The sequence below is a fragment of the Streptomyces sp. NPDC058279 genome (assembly GCF_042881255.1).
In the GTDB taxonomy this organism is placed as follows: Bacteria; Actinomycetota; Actinomycetes; order Streptomycetales; family Streptomycetaceae; genus Streptomyces.
Genome location: NZ_JBHVYA010000003.1, coordinates 402,136 through 418,036 on the forward strand (window position 1 = coordinate 402,136; position 15,901 = coordinate 418,036).

The following is a 15,901-nucleotide window of genomic DNA, read 5'->3' on the forward strand; positions in this document are numbered from 1 at the left end:
CCACGCTGTCGAGGTTCAGGACGTCGGGCTCACGAACCGCCCGACTCCGTGACGAGCTTGAACGTGCCCTGTGCCTTCCAGCTCGTGCAAGGCACGACGGACGGTGCCCCGCGAGACTCCGTAGGACTCGGAGAGTTCTGCCTCACTGGGAAGTCGAGCGCCGGCGGACAGCTCGCCCGTCCGGATGCGGTCCAACAGGTCCATCATGATTCGCTTGTACGGTGCCACCTGTGATCCGCCGCCGACGCGGCGGCCAACCCCGGCGACGATGGCTACGTCGCCAGCGTCCTCCAGCGCGCGAAGCGCGCGACGGACGGTTGTACGCGCAACGCCGAATTCCCGCCCGATCTCAGCCTCAGACGGAAGCCCATCCGGGTAGCTCCCCGCAGCGATCCTCGCCCGCAGGGCTTCCGAGATCGTCAGGTACGTCCCGCGCGGGCTGGGGTTCGTCACGCGTCCTCCTCTTTTTCCGCCTCACGTGGGCGACTGCATGGGCCCCGCGCAGTCCAGCTTCGCATGCCCGGCCATGGGTGGAAGAGGCCATAGCGATCCAAGGGCGCCCCAGGCCGACCAAGAGCGGACAACACCGACCAGGACGGACCGACGAACTAGCCCGGCCGGTCCCTCACTCGCCCTGCTATGTCTGGGTGCTCACGGACGGGGAACGGCCCGGCTAAGAGAATACGGCGCGCCTCCAGGGCTGACGGCCGTATTCCGGTAGAGCGCCTCCGCATGGCCTGGGGGGCCAGACGTTCCGGGTGCGGCCGAATCGAGTGGGGCCGTCCGGGGATGACCGACGGCGCACTCGTGCCTGAGCGCGCGGATGCACAGCGGCGGTAGCAACCGGCTAAACCGCTAGGAATGCTCGATGCGTATGACATCGGGCGCAAATGCCTCGCTGCCAATGACGCGGGTGAAACCGTCCAGGGTTAGCTTGCTCAACTCGGGTAGTCCGAGTAGGGGGCTTACGTCCACCTCGAAGGCTCCATGAAGTGCAACGATCCGGAGTGAGCGGACTCGGGGGAAGAAATCGACGAGCGGGGCTACGGCTCCAGACGATGTGCTGAAGCTTGCGTCGGTTACCTGTGTGAGTCCCTCGAACCATGGACGCCCAGCCCCTTCCAGTTCGACATTCCAGAGATCCAAGTGGCTCAGACGCGGCGGCAGCGCGAATTTTCCACCGCGAAGGAACCCCGCGCCCTGGACGGATAACCGGGTCAGGCCGGGCCAGCGGTCGAGCAGGTTGAGAAAGCCGCCATGGTCGACGTCGAGCCACTCAAGCTGGGGAAGAGCTGGTACGCGACCCGGGGTGAGTCGCTCGAGGTCCAGGAGCCGCAACGAGCGAAGCCCCTTCATCCTCTCTAGAGGCCCAAGGTTTCGCAGCATGGTGGACCCGATGAGCGAAAGCTGGCTGATCGACGTTGACACCAAGCCCGCAAGATCGCGCATCTGTGGGCATGCTTCCAGGTGCAGTTCCCCAAGCTGCGGAAAGAGATTGGTTAGCTGGTTAAGTTCCGCAACTCGGGCATTGCTTTGGAGGGTCAGGGACCTAATCCGCTCAGGGTGGGGCAGTCGACCCATTGCCTGTGGCGTGTGGTTCCCAGCGAAAGTGACCTTTGTTACCCGGAGGGGACGGATCGCTTGAACCTGCCGATCATCCACGAGATGAACATTTGGGAGTTCACCCGCCATGGGCACGAGTACCTGCGCCACGTACTCGTCCGGATCGAAGTCGGACCAGCCAGCGCACAGTCCAGCGCGCGCCCAGAGGTCTCGAGTGCCGCTGAAGGACTTGAGGTATGCGAGGGCGCCATCGCCACCGATCGCCTTGGCGGTGCGGATCGAGTAGCGAGCCTGTCGCGCGGGCGTATTGACCGCGCTGGGCATGAGGTCGAGCACGAGTGGCCCAATCTCACCTAGTTCGATCGCAGCTGCCCAGGATTGCGGCGGCAGCAGAGATCCGGCATTTGCCTCGACTTTCTCGCGGGTGGCCGGGGGAAGCTCGGTGGCGTGCCGGAGACAAGCCAGTGCCAGTAGGGCGAGCCGTTTGCGGTAGTCCTCCTCATGTGAGCGGGCGAGGATGGCCTCTAGCAGCTCGACCCGCTCGTCTTCCCGGGCATGTGCGATCGCCATCCGTACGACGTCTTCCCACTGCGCGTCATGGGCGTTTCGAGCAATGAGCGGGAGATCGTGCGCCTCAACGGCTGCTTTCGCACCTAGGAAGTCCTGGAAGGTCCGATGGACGAAGTCGATTGTGTCCGGCGTGGGCCTACGCAGCAGGCCGCTCCGCGTCAGCAGATGGTTCAGCAACTGCGTCGCGTCGCCTTGCTGGGCTACCGCATGCATCGACATTAGAGCATCGGCCATGATTGCCACCCCGGTGCCATGGGGCATCTCCGTCTGGCCGTTGCGGATCAGCCAGTACGCAAGCCTCTGGAGGAGCTGCACGCTCTCCTTCTCGCTAAGGGTGAAGCCCTCGGGAGCCACGACCTCCCGCTCGTGGTCCCGGCGGTAGAGGAACATCGTCAGCGCTGCTTCGTACAACTCCACGCGGTCGTGAGGGAGCTGACCACGGCGATCCCGGTGCAGTGCGCATACCAGCGCGCACAGCAGCGGTGTGGTGGTCAACAGTGACAGGTCCCGCTTCGCACGGACCTGCTCCTTGAGGTCGTTCTCAAGGCCGTCAAGGTGGGCCTGCACTTCGGGATCGTCGGTACTCGCCTTGGCTGCCGTGTGCCAGCGCGCGACGAAGACGGTTACGTCGTCGCGGCTCATCGGTCGGACAGTGAGCTCCCTGAAACCCGAGGCGGCCAGCCATCCCTCTGATACAGCCGTAGGGCGCGTGGTGACCACGAACCGGGCACGCGTATACGCCGCGACCAGCTCTTGCAACCAGGTGCTGGTTCGGCCACGCATTCGTTCTGGCACCTCGTCTAGGCCGTCGACCAGCACGATTCCGCGTCCTGAGTCGAGAACCCGATCCGTCCATCCTGAAGGCTGGGCCCCGGCGAGTGGACAACCCACGGCTGACAGAAACTCTTGGGGGGTGGGCAGCCCTTCGCTGCGGCGTGCAAACGTGCGCAGCGGTAGGACGAACGCGACCGGGGGCTGGTCGGGACCATCGTTGGGTCCCAACAGCTCACCGTCCGCTGCTGCACACGCGATCCACTGGAGCAGGGTGGTCTTGCCGCTGCCGGCCAAACCCCTGATAAGCAGGCGGTTATTCCGGCGTAAGGCATGCTCAGCCCGCTCCACCCGCTGCGCCTGGGTGGCCGAATCCGCCAGCTCCAGGCTTAGATAGGCCGCATCTAGGGGCCAGCTGGAGGCCGCCGGCCCACGCAGGTCCAAGCCGACAACCGTTAGCTGGCCGTGGCGGGTTTTGAGGTAGTCGCGGTAGCGGGTCTCGAAGACCGCGTCGTCCTCCGGAACGCGCTTGGCGGATTTGACGGTTGCGACCCGTGCCGAGTTGGCGATACGCGGTCCAGGGCACGCCCTGCGGTAAGTGAGCAGTGTTTCCAGGTCGAGCCTCAGGATGGGAGCGAGCGCGGCGAGGGTCTCCTCACTCGGCGGAACGGAGGAGTTGAAAGCCTGACTGACGGTGGTGCGACTCAGCTTCGAACGGGTGGCCACCGCCGTCATGCTTAGCCCCCGACTCAGCTGGGCGATCCGCAAGGCCCGGTGCAGCATCTCCAGCGGGTCGGTCTCGTTCATCGGCACTCGCTCCCAGGGTGTTCGGGAGTGTTCATTCTGGACCAGGCCACACATCGTCGAACAGCGGAACCTCGAAGGTCGGGGCAGTGAGGCGCGCCAACTCCAAGACAGGCGCCCACTACACGGAAACGGAGTCCTGCCATGACCTTTGGAACCCACGACGCCCTGATGGCCATGGCCGTCCTCGTTGCTCTTCTTGTTGCCCTGCTTTGTGCGGTGGTGGCGGGGGTACTTGCTCGGGCCGACGGGGCCACGATCCCCGGAGCCTTCTGCCGCGCTGGCGTGGCCTTCGCCGCGACGATGGGGGTGGCCACGGGGCTGCTGACACTCTTTGGGCGGTGAGTCGGAGCACGGTCACATAACTTCCCGTACCAGTGACACAGCCCGGTCGCACAACTGAGCCGTCTGTGGGCCATCGAAAGAGGACCTTCGACGGCCCACAACGACCATGGGGTCCCGATGCCGTCCGGCGTAGCGCCCCGTTCGCACTGTTAGACCCAGGTGTGCAGCAGATGCGGCCGCTCCACCGCGGGGTGGCCGGAAGGCCACGGTGCACACGCTCGGAGTGAACGGCGACCTCGGGCGTGCGCACACCCCCAGCGATGTCATCGAGGTCCTTCGCTGCGTCGGCTTGGAGGACGTAGACCTGAGCGAGGACGGGCCGATCAGGTGGGAGGGAGGCGGCCCCGAGGTATGGAGGCGCGCCGAAGCCTGAACGTCACCGGCAGCACTCGGGGAGCCAATCGGGGAGCCACCCGAGGTGAAACACGCCGGATCCGCCTGGACTGTCACGGACGCTGAGGAGTCAGACCCCCTGGGGTGCAAGGGCTCACCAACGCCGCTTCCTAAGCCCTCTCTTACCGGTTCCTTAAGCGGAGCCTAAGGATCGGCTTCCGGGCCCCGATCCGGGCGGAACCGCAGGTCGGGGCGGTTAGGTTGGCGGGGCCAGGGAGGGCCGGAACGGCGTCGGAGACACCTCGTGTCCGGGGACGCGCCGGCCGGCCCCCCTGGCGTACCCGACGTCGTCGCCGCCCGGAGGACCACCATGCGCACCGCCATCCGCACCGTCGGCCGCATCGCCGCCGCCGGCCTCGCCCCGCTCGCGGTGGCCGCGTACGCCGCCGCTCCGGCGGCCGCGCACGGTTCGATGACGGACCCGGTCAGTCGGGTGGCGGCCTGCTACGCGGAAGGCCCCGAGTCCCCGCGGTCGGCGGCCTGCAAGGCGGCGGTCGCGGCGGGCGGCGCCCAGGCGTTCTACGACTGGAACGCGGTGAACATCGCCAACGCGGCGGGCAACCACCGGGCGTTGATCCCGAACGGGCAACTGTGCTCGGCGGGCAACGACAAGTACCGGGGCCTGGACCTGGCCCGCGCGGACTGGCCGGCCAGTGCGCTGACGTCCGGCCCCCACACCTTCCGCTACAAGGGCACGGCCCCGCACAAGGGCACCTTCGAGCTGTACGTGACGAAGGACGGCTACGACCCGGCGAAGCCGCTGAAGTGGGCCGACCTGGAGCCGGAGCCCTTCGCGAAGGTCACCGACCCGGGGATGAAGGGCGGTGACTACGTCTTCTCCGGCACGGTCCCCAAGAAGAGCGGCCGCCACCTGATCTACAGCATCTGGCAGCGCTCGGACAGCCCGGAGGCGTTCTACACCTGCTCGGACGTGGTCTTCGGCAAGGACACCGGGGGCGGGAAGCCCGGCCCGAAGCCGAGCGGCACCGGCGGCGCCGGCGACAACGCCGCGAGCGCCAAGCCGTCGAAGGGGCCCGTGGCCAAGCCGCCGACGGACGAGCAGATCTCCGAGGGCGCGTCCAAGTCGACGGTGGAGCACGGCGGCCACGGCGACAACGACCCCGCCACGAACGGTTCGACCGCCGAGTCCCCGTTCGCCTCGCCGTCCTCGGCGACGGCGGTGGGCGCGGCGACCGGGAACCTCGCGCGGACCGGCGGCGACGGCTCCGCCCCGATGATCGCGATCGCCGGGGCGGCCACCCTGGCCGTGGGCTCGGCCGTGCTCTTCGCCGTGGCCCGCCGCCGTTCGACGCCGGGCCGCCACGGCCGCTAGCTCCGGCCCCGGGTCAGGCTCCGGCCCGGGCGCGGTCGGTCACTCGAAGACCGAGGCGCAGGTGGTGCGTTCGGCGTGGGCCGGGTCGAGGGCGTTGGCCGCCTCGTGCCAGGCGATGCGGTCGGTCAGGCCGATGGCCACGTGCTCGGAGAGGTCGAGGGCACACAGGTCCTGAAGCACGACGTTGCGGACGTTCGACCCGCTGAGGAAGCCGCTGGTGTAGGGGGTCACCACCTCGTCGTACTTGGTGGTGATCACCGTGTAGGCCACTCCCGGGACGGTGTCGCCGCCCGCGTTGAGCTTGGTGACGAAGGGGGACCCGGCGATCTGGTCGGCCAGGCCCGGGGTCGTCGAGCTGATGAGGTCCTCGGCTCCGGGGAAGTACGGGAGCAGTTGGGTCAGCCCGGACAGGGTGGTGCCGTGGTTGTCGGGGGCGAGTCCGACGAGCGCGCCGACCTTGGCGGCGCCGCCGAGGAACTTGAGGTACTGCCGGGGCATCATGCCGCCCTGGGAGTGGCCGACGATGTCGGTCTTGGCGGCGCCGGTGGAGGCGAGCACCCGGTCGACGAAGGTGCCGAGCTGGACGGCGGACTTGTCGATGGGCCCGAGGCCGTTGAAGAAGGACTGGCCGGGGAGTTGCCCGTAGTCGAGGGAGTAGACGCAGTAGCCGCGGTGGACGAGGTACGGCGCGAAGCCGAGCCAGTTGTCGACGGAGTTGCCGAGGGTGCCGTGCACGAGCACGACGGGGCGGGGGTGCGCGGCGGACGGCTTGCAGGTCCAGTCGTTCCAGCCGCTGCTGGGGGCGGAGGCGGCTTGCGCGGTGCCGGTGGGGGCGACGAGCGCGGCGGCGGCGAGGGTGAGGACGGCCAGCGGGCGGAGCAGGCGGCGCCAGGGCAGCATCGGGTGATCTCCTTGCGTCATGGGGATGGTGCGGGGGGTTTGGTCCCGTGATCCGGATCACAAGGGGGAGCTGCTGCCGATAAATTACGGGTGAGTAGCAAGACTTGGAAGTTACGCGTCGGTAAAAACTCGCGTGTCGAGCCGCCCTCCGGTGCACCGCGAGACCGGAAGTCCGGGAGACGAGGAGACCGGGAGGGCGGGAGACGGAAGGCCGGTCGACAGCGAGCCGCGGGGCCCGGAGGTCTACGAGGCCCTGCCGAAGGTGGCCGCCGGGCGGACGGTGCCCGGGCCGAAGCGGGCGTTGGCCCGGTCGATGGCCGCCTCGACCGTCAGCCGGGACTCGCGGACGGGGTCCAGGGTGAGCTGGCGGGCCACGCCCTCGACGCCGGTCAGGTCCTCGGCCCGGAGCACCACGCCGGTCAGCCGGGCCCGTTGCAGGCCGGCCGCGTCCATCAGCCGGTACGCCATGGCGCGCAGGTCCTCGTCGTGGGCGGAGGGTTCGGTCAGCCGCCGGGTCTTCTCCCAGCGGGTACCGCCGGCGAACTGGAGGGTCAGGGTCAGGGCCCGCGCGGCCTGGCGGCGCCCGCGCAGGGTGGCGCCGAGCCGGACGACCAGGGCGAGCAGCGCGGCCCGGGCGTGCGGTCCGTCCAGCTCCTCCCGGGGGAACCGGGCGCGGACGGCGGCCGAGGAGGGCAGGTCCCTCGGGGTCACCGGGCGCGGGTCGATCCCGTGGGCGCGCTCCACGACCAGTCGGCCCGCCCGCTTGCCGAGGATCCGCTCGACGACCCCCGGGGACACCTCGGTGAGCGCCCCGATCGTATGCAGTCCGTATCCGCGCAGCGCCTCGGCCTGGCGGGAGCCGATCCCGTACAGCGCCTCCACCGGCAACGGCCCGAGGAAGCCGGGCACCTCATCCTCGGGGACGGCCAGGACGCCGCCGGGGCCGGTCACCCGGGCGGAGGCCGTCGCCGCCACGGCCCAGGTGCCGGCGACCCCGATCCGGACGTCGGTGCCGAGCCGGGCCACCGCGCGCAGCCGGACCACCTCGGCGATGCGGGCGGCGTCCGCGTCGAAGTAGCGCAGCGCCCCGCCCACTTGGACGAGCGCGGCGCGCGGCGGCAGGGCCTGCACCACCGGGGAGAACTCCCGCAGCAGTTCCAGGACCTCCCGGTAGCCCTCGCCGGTCAGGGTCGGGGCGCACCGCACGTGCAGGACCGCGCCGGTCATCCCGCGCTCCCCGGGCTGGAGTGCCAGAGCTTGCGTCCGGTCGCGGGGCCCGTGCCGGGCGGCCGGAGGTCGGCCCACGGGTTCATCTCGTAGCCGGTCGGCAGGTGGATCCGGCGGCCGGGGTCGGCGGGTGCGCCGGGGACGGCGGGAGCGGCGGGCGCGGGGTCTTCGCGCGGCGGTTCGGACAGCCGGGCGGTGACGGCCTCCAGGCCGCTCTCCGCGCGCAGTTCGACCAGTTCGGCGAGGTTCCAGGCCGCCGCCCCGACGATGCTCAGGCTCTGCGGGCCGCGCCGTTGCACCACTCCGCGCACCAGCAGCAGGAAGGAGTGGAAGACGGTGTGGGCGCAGGCTTCGTGGCTGTCGTCGAAGAAGGCCAGGTCGACCAGGCCGGTGCCGTCGTCGAGGGTGGTGAAGATGACCCGCCGGCCGGAGCGGACGGGCGGGGTCTGGGTGGCCGCCTTGGCGCCGGCCACCAGCACGGTCCGCCCGTGTTCGGCGTCGCGCAGCCGTCTGGCCGGCACCACGCCCAGTTCGGCCAGGAAGGCGTGGTGGTCCGCCATCAGGTGCCGCGAGGCGTCCATGCCGAGGACGCCCAGCTCGGCGCTGAGCCGCTCGGCCTCGCTGAGGTCGGGCAGTCCGACGGCGGCGGTGGACCGCCCCCCGCCGAGCGGGAGTTGGGCGCTTCCCCGGGCGTCGGCGGCGCGCTGGGCACCGTGCAGTTCGCTCACGTGCAGCAGCAGGTCGCGGCGGTTCGCGCCGAACGCGTCCAACGCCCCTACCTGGGCAAGTCGTTCGGCCACGGGCCGCCCCGGGTGGGCCCGGTCCCAGAAGTCGCGCAGGGAGGCGTAGGGCTGCCCCGCCTCGATCCTGGCGGCCTCGGCCTCGCTGATGCCGTGCACGTCGGCCAGCGCGAGCCGGAGCCCCCACAGCGGCGGCACCTCGGACACCAGTTCGATGCGGTGGTGGACCGAGGACCGGTTCACGTCCAGCGGCAGCACGGGCACGCCCCGCCGCCGCGCGTCCGCCAGCAACAACCGCTTCGGGTACATGCCGGGGTCGTGGGTGAGCAGTCCGGCGTAGAAGGCGGCCGGGTGGTGGGCCTTGAGCCAGGCGGACTGGTACGTGGGGACGGCGAAGGCCACCGCGTGCGCCTTGCAGAACCCGTACGAGCCGAACGCCTCCACGATCTCCCAGGTCCGGGCGATCACCTCGGGCGAGTAGCCGCGCGCCCGCGCCGTCGCCGCGAACCAGACCTTGATCCGGCCCTGCGAGTCCGGGTCGGACAGCCCGCGCCGCACCCGGTCGGCCTCGTCGCGGCCGCAACCGGTCAGGACGTGCACGATCTCGATGATCTGCTCGTGGAAGACCACCACCCCGTACGTCTCCCGCAGCGCGTCCGCCAGGTCCGGGTGCGGGAAGCGGACTTGGGCCCGCCCGTGCCGGGCCTCGATGAACGGGCGCACCATGTCGGCGGCCACCGGACCGGGGCGGAACAGCGAGATGTCCACGACCAGGTCGTGGAAGGTGGCGGGCTGGAGCCGACCCACCAGGTCGCGCTGGCCCGGGGACTCGATCTGGAAGCAGCCCAGCGTCTCGGCCGAGCGGATCAGCTCGTACGTGGCCCGGTCGCCCGGCGGCACCTGCGCCGGGTCGTCCAGGTCGAGCTCCTGCCCGGTGGCGCGCCGCAGCTCCGCGACGGCGTGCGCCATCGCGGACTGCATCCGTACGCCCAGCACGTCGAGTTTGAGCAGCCCGAGTTCCTCCACGTCGTCCTTGTCGAACTGGGACATGGGGAAGCCCTCGCCACTGCTGGGCACGACCGGGGTGCGGGCGAGCAGCGTCGCGTCGGAGAGCAGCACCCCGCACGGGTGCATGGCGATCCCGCGCGGCAGTCCGTCCAGGGCTTCGACCAGTTCCCACAGCCGCCCGTGCGACTCGCCCCGTACGTCATGGAGTTCGGGCAGCTCGGCGAGCGCGGCGCGGGCGTCACGGGCCCGGATGTGCGGGAATGCCTTGGCGAGCCGGTCGACGGTGGCCGGTTCCATGGACAGGGCGGCGCCCACGTCCCGGATGGCGTGCCGGACCCGGTAGGTCTCGGGCATGGAGACGGTCGCGACGCGTTCGGCGCCGAACCGGTCGATGATCCGCCGGTAGACCTCCAGCCGGCGGGCGGACTCCACGTCGATGTCGATGTCGGGCAGCACCCGGCGGCGCTTGGACAGGAAGCGTTCCATCAGCAGGCCGTTGGCGAGCGGGTCGGCGTGCGCGATGCCGAGGAGGTGGTTGACGAGGGACCCGGCACCGGAGCCGCGGGCCGCCACCCGGATGCCCATCTCCCTTACGTCGTCAACAACATGGGCGACCGTCAGGAAGTACGAGGCGAAGCCGTGGTAGGCGATGATGTCGAGTTCCTCGTGCATCCGCTCCCAGTAGCGGCGATCGCCGGCGTAGCCGCGCAGCACCATGCCCGCCGCCGCGCGGGAGGCGAGGACCCGCTGGGCGGTGCGGTGGGCGGCGCCGACGAGTCGGGCCTCGGGGAAGTGGACGGAACCGATGCCCAGGTCGTCCTCGGGGTCCACCACGCACGCCTCGGCGGTCCGCCGGGTCTGCGCGAGCAGCCGGCGGGCGTCGGCGGGGCCCAGTCCGGCCGCGCGGGCGACCAGGTCGGCGGTCTCGGCCATGGCGGCGGGGTCCTTGAGCCAGCGTTCGCCGCTGTCGAGGGGTTTGCGGGGGTCGACGGGGACCAGCCGGCGGGCGGCGTCGAGGATGTCGGCGACCGGCCCCTGACCGGGGTCGGCGTACCGGACGGCGTTGCTGAGCACGGCCGGGACGCCCTGCTCGGCGGCGAAGCCGACCGTACGGGCGGCCAGGCGCAGCGAGCCGGGCCCGGTGCCGGCGCGGCCGTGGTGGACGGCCTCCAGACGCAGGTCGTCCCCGTAGACCTCGCGCCAGGGCGCGAGCAGCCGCGCGGCCCGGTCCGGTCGGCCTGCGGCGAGGGCCCGGCCCACTTCGGAGCCGGGGCCGAGCAGGACGTACACCCCGCTGGCGCCGCGCAGCTCCTCCCAGGGCAGGAGCGGGACGTCGGGTCCGCCCGCGTGGGCGGCGGTGACCATGCGGCACAACTCGGCCCAGCCGGTGGCGCCGGCGCGGGCGAGGAAGACGGCGCGGGCGGCGGACTCGTCGACGAAGGCGCCGCCCCGGACGGGGTTGCGCCGCCGGGAGGACGCCTCACCGGACGCGGCGCGGGCGGTGGCCGCGGGACCCGCGGCGACCCCCAGGTCGACCCCGAACAGGGGCCGCACTCCGGCTTCCGCCGCCGCCCGCGCGAAACGGACCGTGCCCGCGAGGGTGTCGCGGTCGGTGAGGGCGAGGGCGTCCATGCCCCGCTCGGCGGCGCGCCGCGCCAACCGTTCCGGGTGGCTGGCTCCGTAGCGCATGGAGAACCCCGAAACGGTGTGCAGATGCGTGAAACCTGGCACCCGCGGCCTCCTGCTTTCCCTCGATGCTCCGCAACGCTCCTTCCGCCCCGTCTCCACCATAGAGCAATTCGAATACCCGTGCGAAACACTTGTTCGATCATCCATTCGCGGCCGTACCCGGCTGCCCGTCCCCCGTTCGGCCCGCCCCTGCTGCGCCCGGCCCCCGGTCCGCCGAGCGTGTGAGACATGACCCAGCCCACCACCGACGCATCCGCGGGTCCCTCCGGCGGTTTCCTCGCCGAGTTCAAGGACGCCGTCAGCACCCGGGCCTTCCTGCTGGTCCTGGGGGTACTGGCGCTCCAGCTCGCCTTCATCACCTCCTACATCGGCGCCTTCCACCACCCCGAGCCGAACGGGATCACCCTCGCGGTGGCCGCCCCCGCCGAACAGGTCGCCACGGGCACCGCGCAGCGCCTCGGCGCCCTGCCCGGCGACCCGCTCGACACCCGCACCGCCCCGGACGGGACGACGGCGCTCGCGTGGGTCGGGAACCGGGAGGTGGACGGCGCGCTGATCGTCGACCCGGCCGGCAAGACCGACCGGCTCCTGGTCGCGAGCGGCGCGGGAGCCTCGCTCTCCCAGGCGCTCGTGGGGATCATCGGCCGCGCCGAGGCGGCCCAGGGGCGCGACGTGCAGATCGTCGACGTGGCTCCGGCCGCCGCCGGGGACGCCCGCGGCCTGAGCTCCTTCTACCTGGTGGTGGGCTGGTGCGTCGGCGGCTACCTGTGCGCCGCGATCCTGGCGATCAGTGCGGGGGCGCGGCCCGCGAACTCCGCCCGCGCCGTCATCCGGCTCGGCGCCCTGCTGCTGTACTCGATCGCCGCCGGACTGCTGGGCACGGTCATCGCCGGCCCGATCCTGGGCGCGCTGCCCGGCAACGTCATGGCCCTGTGGGGGCTGGGCACCCTGGTCGTCTTCGCCGTCGGCGCGATCACCCTGGCCTTCCAGAGCGTGGCGGGGGTGGCCGGCATCGGCCTGGCGATCCTGCTGGTGGTGGTCCTGGGCAACCCGAGCGCGGGCGGCGCCTACCCGTATCCGCTGCTTCCGCCGTTCTGGAAGGCCATCGGGCCGGCCCTGCCCCCGGGCGCCGGTACGTACGCCGCGCGCTCGATCACGTACTTCCGGGGCAACGACGCGGGCCCGGCCATGCTGGTGCTGGCGGCCTGGGCGGTCCTGGGCACGGCCGTCACCATGGTCCGCGCGGTCCTCCACCACGGCCGGGGCGGCCCGGCGGTGGGCAGCGGCACCACGACGGGCCCGGCCGCCCGGACGCCGGGACCCTGACCGCTCACCACCCGGATGCCGGGACCCCGCCCCGCGCCACCGACTCGCCGCGCCGCCGGGTACGCCTCAGGCGACCGGCTCGCCGATGCCCAGCAGGTTCCCCTCGCTGTCGCGGAACCAGGCGGCGCGTTCGCCCCGGGCGCCCCTGCTCGGGTAGTTCCCCTCGATCTCCGCGATCCCGCCCCTCGTCCGGAACCCGGGCACGTCGACCTCCTCGAACACCACACCACGGCCCGTCAGCTGCGCCACGGCCGTTTCCAGGTCGTCGACCTCCCAGCCCATCTGGGTGAAGGTGCCGGGCGAGGCCCCCGTCGACCGGAACACCGCGAACTCGCTGCCGCCGCACCGGTACAGCAGCCCACCGGGGCGTTCGTCCACGGGTTCCAGTCCGAGCCGCTCGGAGTAGAAGCGCCGCGCGCGGTCCAGGTCCGCGGCCGGGAGCCGGGTCGCCACGCGTCCCCGGGCCAGCACGTTCTCGTCGTCTGCGTTCATGTGCCCACTGTGCCGTGGCCGCCGCCCGCGGGAGCGCAGGCACCGGGAACGGCATGGCGCCCCCGGGTGAGCCGGGAAATTGCCGACGGGCGCGCCCTACCGCACCCCTGCCCCGAAGCGCACAATCACCCTGACTGCTCGCGTCGAACGTGAGGGAGGGAGCGCGTGCGCGACCTGGTGCGCACCGCCGACGGCCGCGCCCTGATGGTGGAGCGCTGGGGGGACCCGGAGGGCAAGCCCGTCTTCCTGCTCCACGGCACCCCCGGCAGCCGTCTGGGACCGGCCCCCCGCGGCATGGTCCTCTACCAGCGGCGGGTACAGCTCATCGCCTACGACCGTCCCGGCTACGGGGGCTCCGACCGTCACCCCGGCCGCACCGTCGCCGACGTGGCCGGGGAGGTGGCCACGATCGCCGACGCGCTCGGCTTGGACTGCTTCGCCGTCGCCGGCCGCTCCGGCGGCGGCCCCGGCGCGCTGGCCTGCGCCGCCCTGCTCCCGGACCGGGTCACCCGCACGGCGGCCCTGGTCCCGCTCGCGCCCCGGGACGCGGAGGACCTCGACTGGTTCGACGGCATGGCCGCCTCGAACGTGGAGGAGTACACGAGGGCCTACGACGATCCCGAGGGGTTCGCCGCCCGGCTGATCCCCCGCGCCGAGGGCATCCGCGAGGACCCCCGCCGGCTGCTGGAGGAGCTGCGCCGGGAGCTGACGGAGAACGACCGCGTGATCGTCGCGGACGCGGGCCTGCGGGCGATGCTGCTACGCAACTACCGTGAGGGCGTGCGCACTTCGGCGTACGGGTGGATCGACGACGCGATGGCGTTCAGCGGCCCGTGGGGTTTCGACCCCGCCGACATCCGCTGCCCGGTGTTGATCTGGCACGGCGAGCTGGACGTGTTCTCGCCCGTCGGCCACTCCCGCTGGCTGGCCCGCCGCATCCCGGGCGCCACCACCACCTTCGACCCGGCCGCCGCCCACTTCGCGGCCCTGCGCGCGCTGCCCGACGTACTGACCTGGCTGCTCCGGGACCTGCCGGTGCCCCCGCTGGGCGAGCAGTTGCCCGCCTGAGCGGGTCCGACGGGAGTCAGCGCCCGCCGACGACCGGGTGCTCGGGCTCGTAGTTGGTCAGGACGCACCCGTCGACCTGGGACCGCTCCATGCGGTACCCGGTCGGGGCGGAGAAGCCGGGCGTGCAGTTCAGGTAGAGGAACTGCTGCTGGTACAGACCGAACCGGGCGCTCGGATCGTTCGTCTCCACCGCGACGCCGTCGCCGACGAGCAGCAGGCTCGCGGTGGCCTTGAGCTTCCCGTCGTCCTTGAGGTCGGCCAGTTGCGCGGACTTCGCCTTGGTCTGGAGCTTCTTCATGTCGCCCACCGTGTCGAGCCAGTTGAGGTCGTGGGCGCGCCGGGCACCCGCCGGCTCGCCGCACAGGGCCCGACCGTTCACGCCCCAGTCGAGCGGGTTGCCGTCGACCACGGGCGCGTAGTCGATCGACCGGATCGCCACCGCGTCGGGGTCGGTGGAGAAGTGCGAGCAGTCCACGCTCGACGCCACCAGCTTCTTCAGCTCGGCCATGCTGCCGGCCCGGGCCAGACCGAGGCTGCCCTGGGCCGGCTGTCCCGGCTTTTCGCCGCCCGGGTCCTGCGGGGTTTCCAGGTTCGGACTCCCGGAGCCGTCCGAGCTGTTGACGAAGTCGCTGAGGACGCAGCCCTCCACCAGCGCCTTCTCCTTCTTGTATCCCTTGGGTACGGCGAAGGTCGGGTTGCAGGTGAGGATGCGCAGGTCGGACCGGGCGAGGGCGAGGGCCGACTTGGTCTGCGTCGGGGTGACGACGTAGCCCTTGCCGACGAAGACCCGGCTGTTGAGGCCGGAGGCCCCGTCACCACCCTTGATCGCGTCCATGACCTTCTGCTTGTAGCGCTCCTGGAACTCCTTCATGTCGGAGGTGACGTAGAAGACGAGTTCACCGTGCACGGGGCGGTCGCTGCACACCCCCCGCTGGGTCACGGACCACTGCCCGACGCGGGTGAACTCGGTCAACGGCAGCCGGGGGTCGTTCGGTTCGCCGCTGAGGTCCTCGCAGGCGGTGAACTGCCGTACGTACTGCTGTGCTTCGATGATCGAGCCGCCGGCGGACGGTCCCGCGGCGGACGGGGAGGGACTCGCGCCCGCCCGGCCGGCGGGCGGCGCGGGGTCACCCTTGCAGGCGGCGAGGGCGGGGAGGGCGATCAGGGCGGCGGTCGCGGCAAGGGTCCGCTGGAGGCGCATGAGGGTGCTTTCGGCCGAACGGCAGGTCAGGGGGGTGGCGTGGACATGCTAAACGCAACGGACCGGGTGATCCACATCAGCGGTGACCGGGCGTCAGGGAGAAAGGATCTTGCGGTACGGCAAACGGCCGATTACCGCACCTCGAGAACTGCGGCAGCCTTTCCATAGAACGCTTGACCAGGCGTCATGTCTCGGTTGCCAATAAGGTGTGGACGAGTAAAGTCCACGCTTGACACCAGCGGGTCCGCTGGTGCCCCTCCCCTGCCCATTTCGCATGGCCTCCCCCGAGGACGGTGTCGTGAACACTTCCGCAACCCCCGCGACCAGCACGGTCAAGACCCCCCTGGTTCCGCTCGACCGGATCGACGTCCACAGCGCCTCGGCGGCCGAGACGCTCGGACGCGTCCTGCCCTCGGAAAACGGCCGTCACGTTCAGGCACCGATCTTCAACTCCGCGCTCTGACACCGGAG

12 protein-coding genes are annotated in these 15,901 nt (G+C 71.4%); 5 read left to right on the forward strand and 7 right to left on the reverse strand.

Annotated features, from left to right (window positions below; all coding sequences use genetic code 11):
• Positions 1-15 precede the first annotated feature (15 nt).
• Together ACFVXJ_RS09390 and ACFVXJ_RS09395 are read right to left on the reverse strand one after the other, a co-directional pair.
• Positions 16-453 carry a GntR family transcriptional regulator gene (locus tag ACFVXJ_RS09390; protein ID WP_389660873.1) on the reverse strand — a complete coding sequence of 146 codons (438 nt, stop codon included), beginning with the start codon at positions 451-453 and terminating at the stop codon, positions 16-18.
• A 402-nt stretch (positions 454-855) separates the two neighbouring features.
• Positions 856-3,711, reverse strand: a complete 2,856-nt coding sequence (locus ACFVXJ_RS09395; protein WP_389660875.1) for an NACHT domain-containing protein — start codon at positions 3,709-3,711, stop codon at positions 856-858.
• 141 nt (positions 3,712-3,852) lie between these two features.
• Between ACFVXJ_RS09395 and ACFVXJ_RS09400 the strand changes: the two genes are divergently transcribed.
• Together ACFVXJ_RS09400 and ACFVXJ_RS09405 are read left to right on the forward strand one after the other, a co-directional pair.
• Positions 3,853-4,053: a hypothetical protein gene (locus ACFVXJ_RS09400; RefSeq protein WP_389660877.1), complete on the forward strand. Its 201-nt coding sequence runs from the start codon at positions 3,853-3,855 to the stop codon at positions 4,051-4,053.
• Positions 4,054-4,756: 703 nt separating this feature from the next.
• Positions 4,757-5,779 (forward strand): lytic polysaccharide monooxygenase, encoded by a 1,023-nt coding sequence (locus ACFVXJ_RS09405; protein WP_389660879.1) that lies wholly within the window; start codon positions 4,757-4,759, stop codon positions 5,777-5,779.
• A 39-nt stretch (positions 5,780-5,818) separates the two neighbouring features.
• On the opposite strand, the gene ACFVXJ_RS09410 is transcribed toward ACFVXJ_RS09405, so the two are convergent.
• From ACFVXJ_RS09410 to ACFVXJ_RS09420, 3 genes are all read right to left on the reverse strand, one after another.
• The gene (locus ACFVXJ_RS09410) at positions 5,819-6,679 is read right to left on the reverse strand and encodes an esterase/lipase family protein (protein ID WP_389661016.1); all 861 of its coding nucleotides are present in this window, start codon (positions 6,677-6,679) and stop codon (positions 5,819-5,821) included.
• A gap of 243 nt (positions 6,680-6,922) precedes the next feature.
• A complete protein-coding gene (locus ACFVXJ_RS09415; protein ID WP_389660881.1) occupies positions 6,923-7,906 on the reverse strand; it encodes a hypothetical protein in 984 nt (327 codons plus the stop codon).
• Positions 7,903-11,385, reverse strand: coding sequence for a DNA polymerase III subunit alpha (locus tag ACFVXJ_RS09420; RefSeq protein ID WP_389660883.1), 3,483 nt, complete (start codon positions 11,383-11,385; stop codon positions 7,903-7,905). The genes ACFVXJ_RS09415 and ACFVXJ_RS09420 overlap by 4 nt, the downstream gene beginning before the upstream one ends.
• A 186-nt stretch (positions 11,386-11,571) precedes the next feature.
• Here ACFVXJ_RS09420 and ACFVXJ_RS09425 point away from each other — a divergent pair, with 186 nt between their 5' ends.
• On the forward strand, positions 11,572-12,669 hold the full coding sequence (locus ACFVXJ_RS09425; RefSeq protein ID WP_389660885.1) for a DUF3533 domain-containing protein: 1,098 nt from the start codon (positions 11,572-11,574) through the stop codon (positions 12,667-12,669).
• 66 nt (positions 12,670-12,735) lie between these two features.
• Here the strand turns inward: ACFVXJ_RS09425 and ACFVXJ_RS09430 are convergent, their stop codons facing one another.
• A complete protein-coding gene (locus tag ACFVXJ_RS09430; protein WP_389660887.1) occupies positions 12,736-13,161 on the reverse strand; it encodes a VOC family protein in 426 nt (141 codons plus the stop codon).
• Between the two features lie 204 nt (positions 13,162-13,365).
• Here ACFVXJ_RS09430 and ACFVXJ_RS09435 point away from each other — a divergent pair, with 204 nt between their 5' ends.
• A complete protein-coding gene (locus tag ACFVXJ_RS09435; RefSeq protein ID WP_389661018.1) occupies positions 13,366-14,229 on the forward strand; it encodes an alpha/beta fold hydrolase in 864 nt (287 codons plus the stop codon).
• Positions 14,230-14,245: 16 nt separating this feature from the next.
• Here ACFVXJ_RS09435 and ACFVXJ_RS09440 read toward each other — a convergent pair whose 3' ends face one another.
• Positions 14,246-15,430 carry a hypothetical protein gene (locus ACFVXJ_RS09440; protein ID WP_389660889.1) on the reverse strand — a complete coding sequence of 395 codons (1,185 nt, stop codon included), beginning with the start codon at positions 15,428-15,430 and terminating at the stop codon, positions 14,246-14,248.
• Positions 15,431-15,728: 298 nt separating this feature from the next.
• On the opposite strand from ACFVXJ_RS09440, the gene fxsA reads away from it, so the two are divergent.
• On the forward strand, positions 15,729-15,893 hold the full coding sequence (fxsA, locus tag ACFVXJ_RS09445; RefSeq protein WP_361133135.1) for an FxSxx-COOH cyclophane-containing RiPP peptide: 165 nt from the start codon (positions 15,729-15,731) through the stop codon (positions 15,891-15,893).
• Positions 15,894-15,901 lie beyond the last annotated feature (8 nt).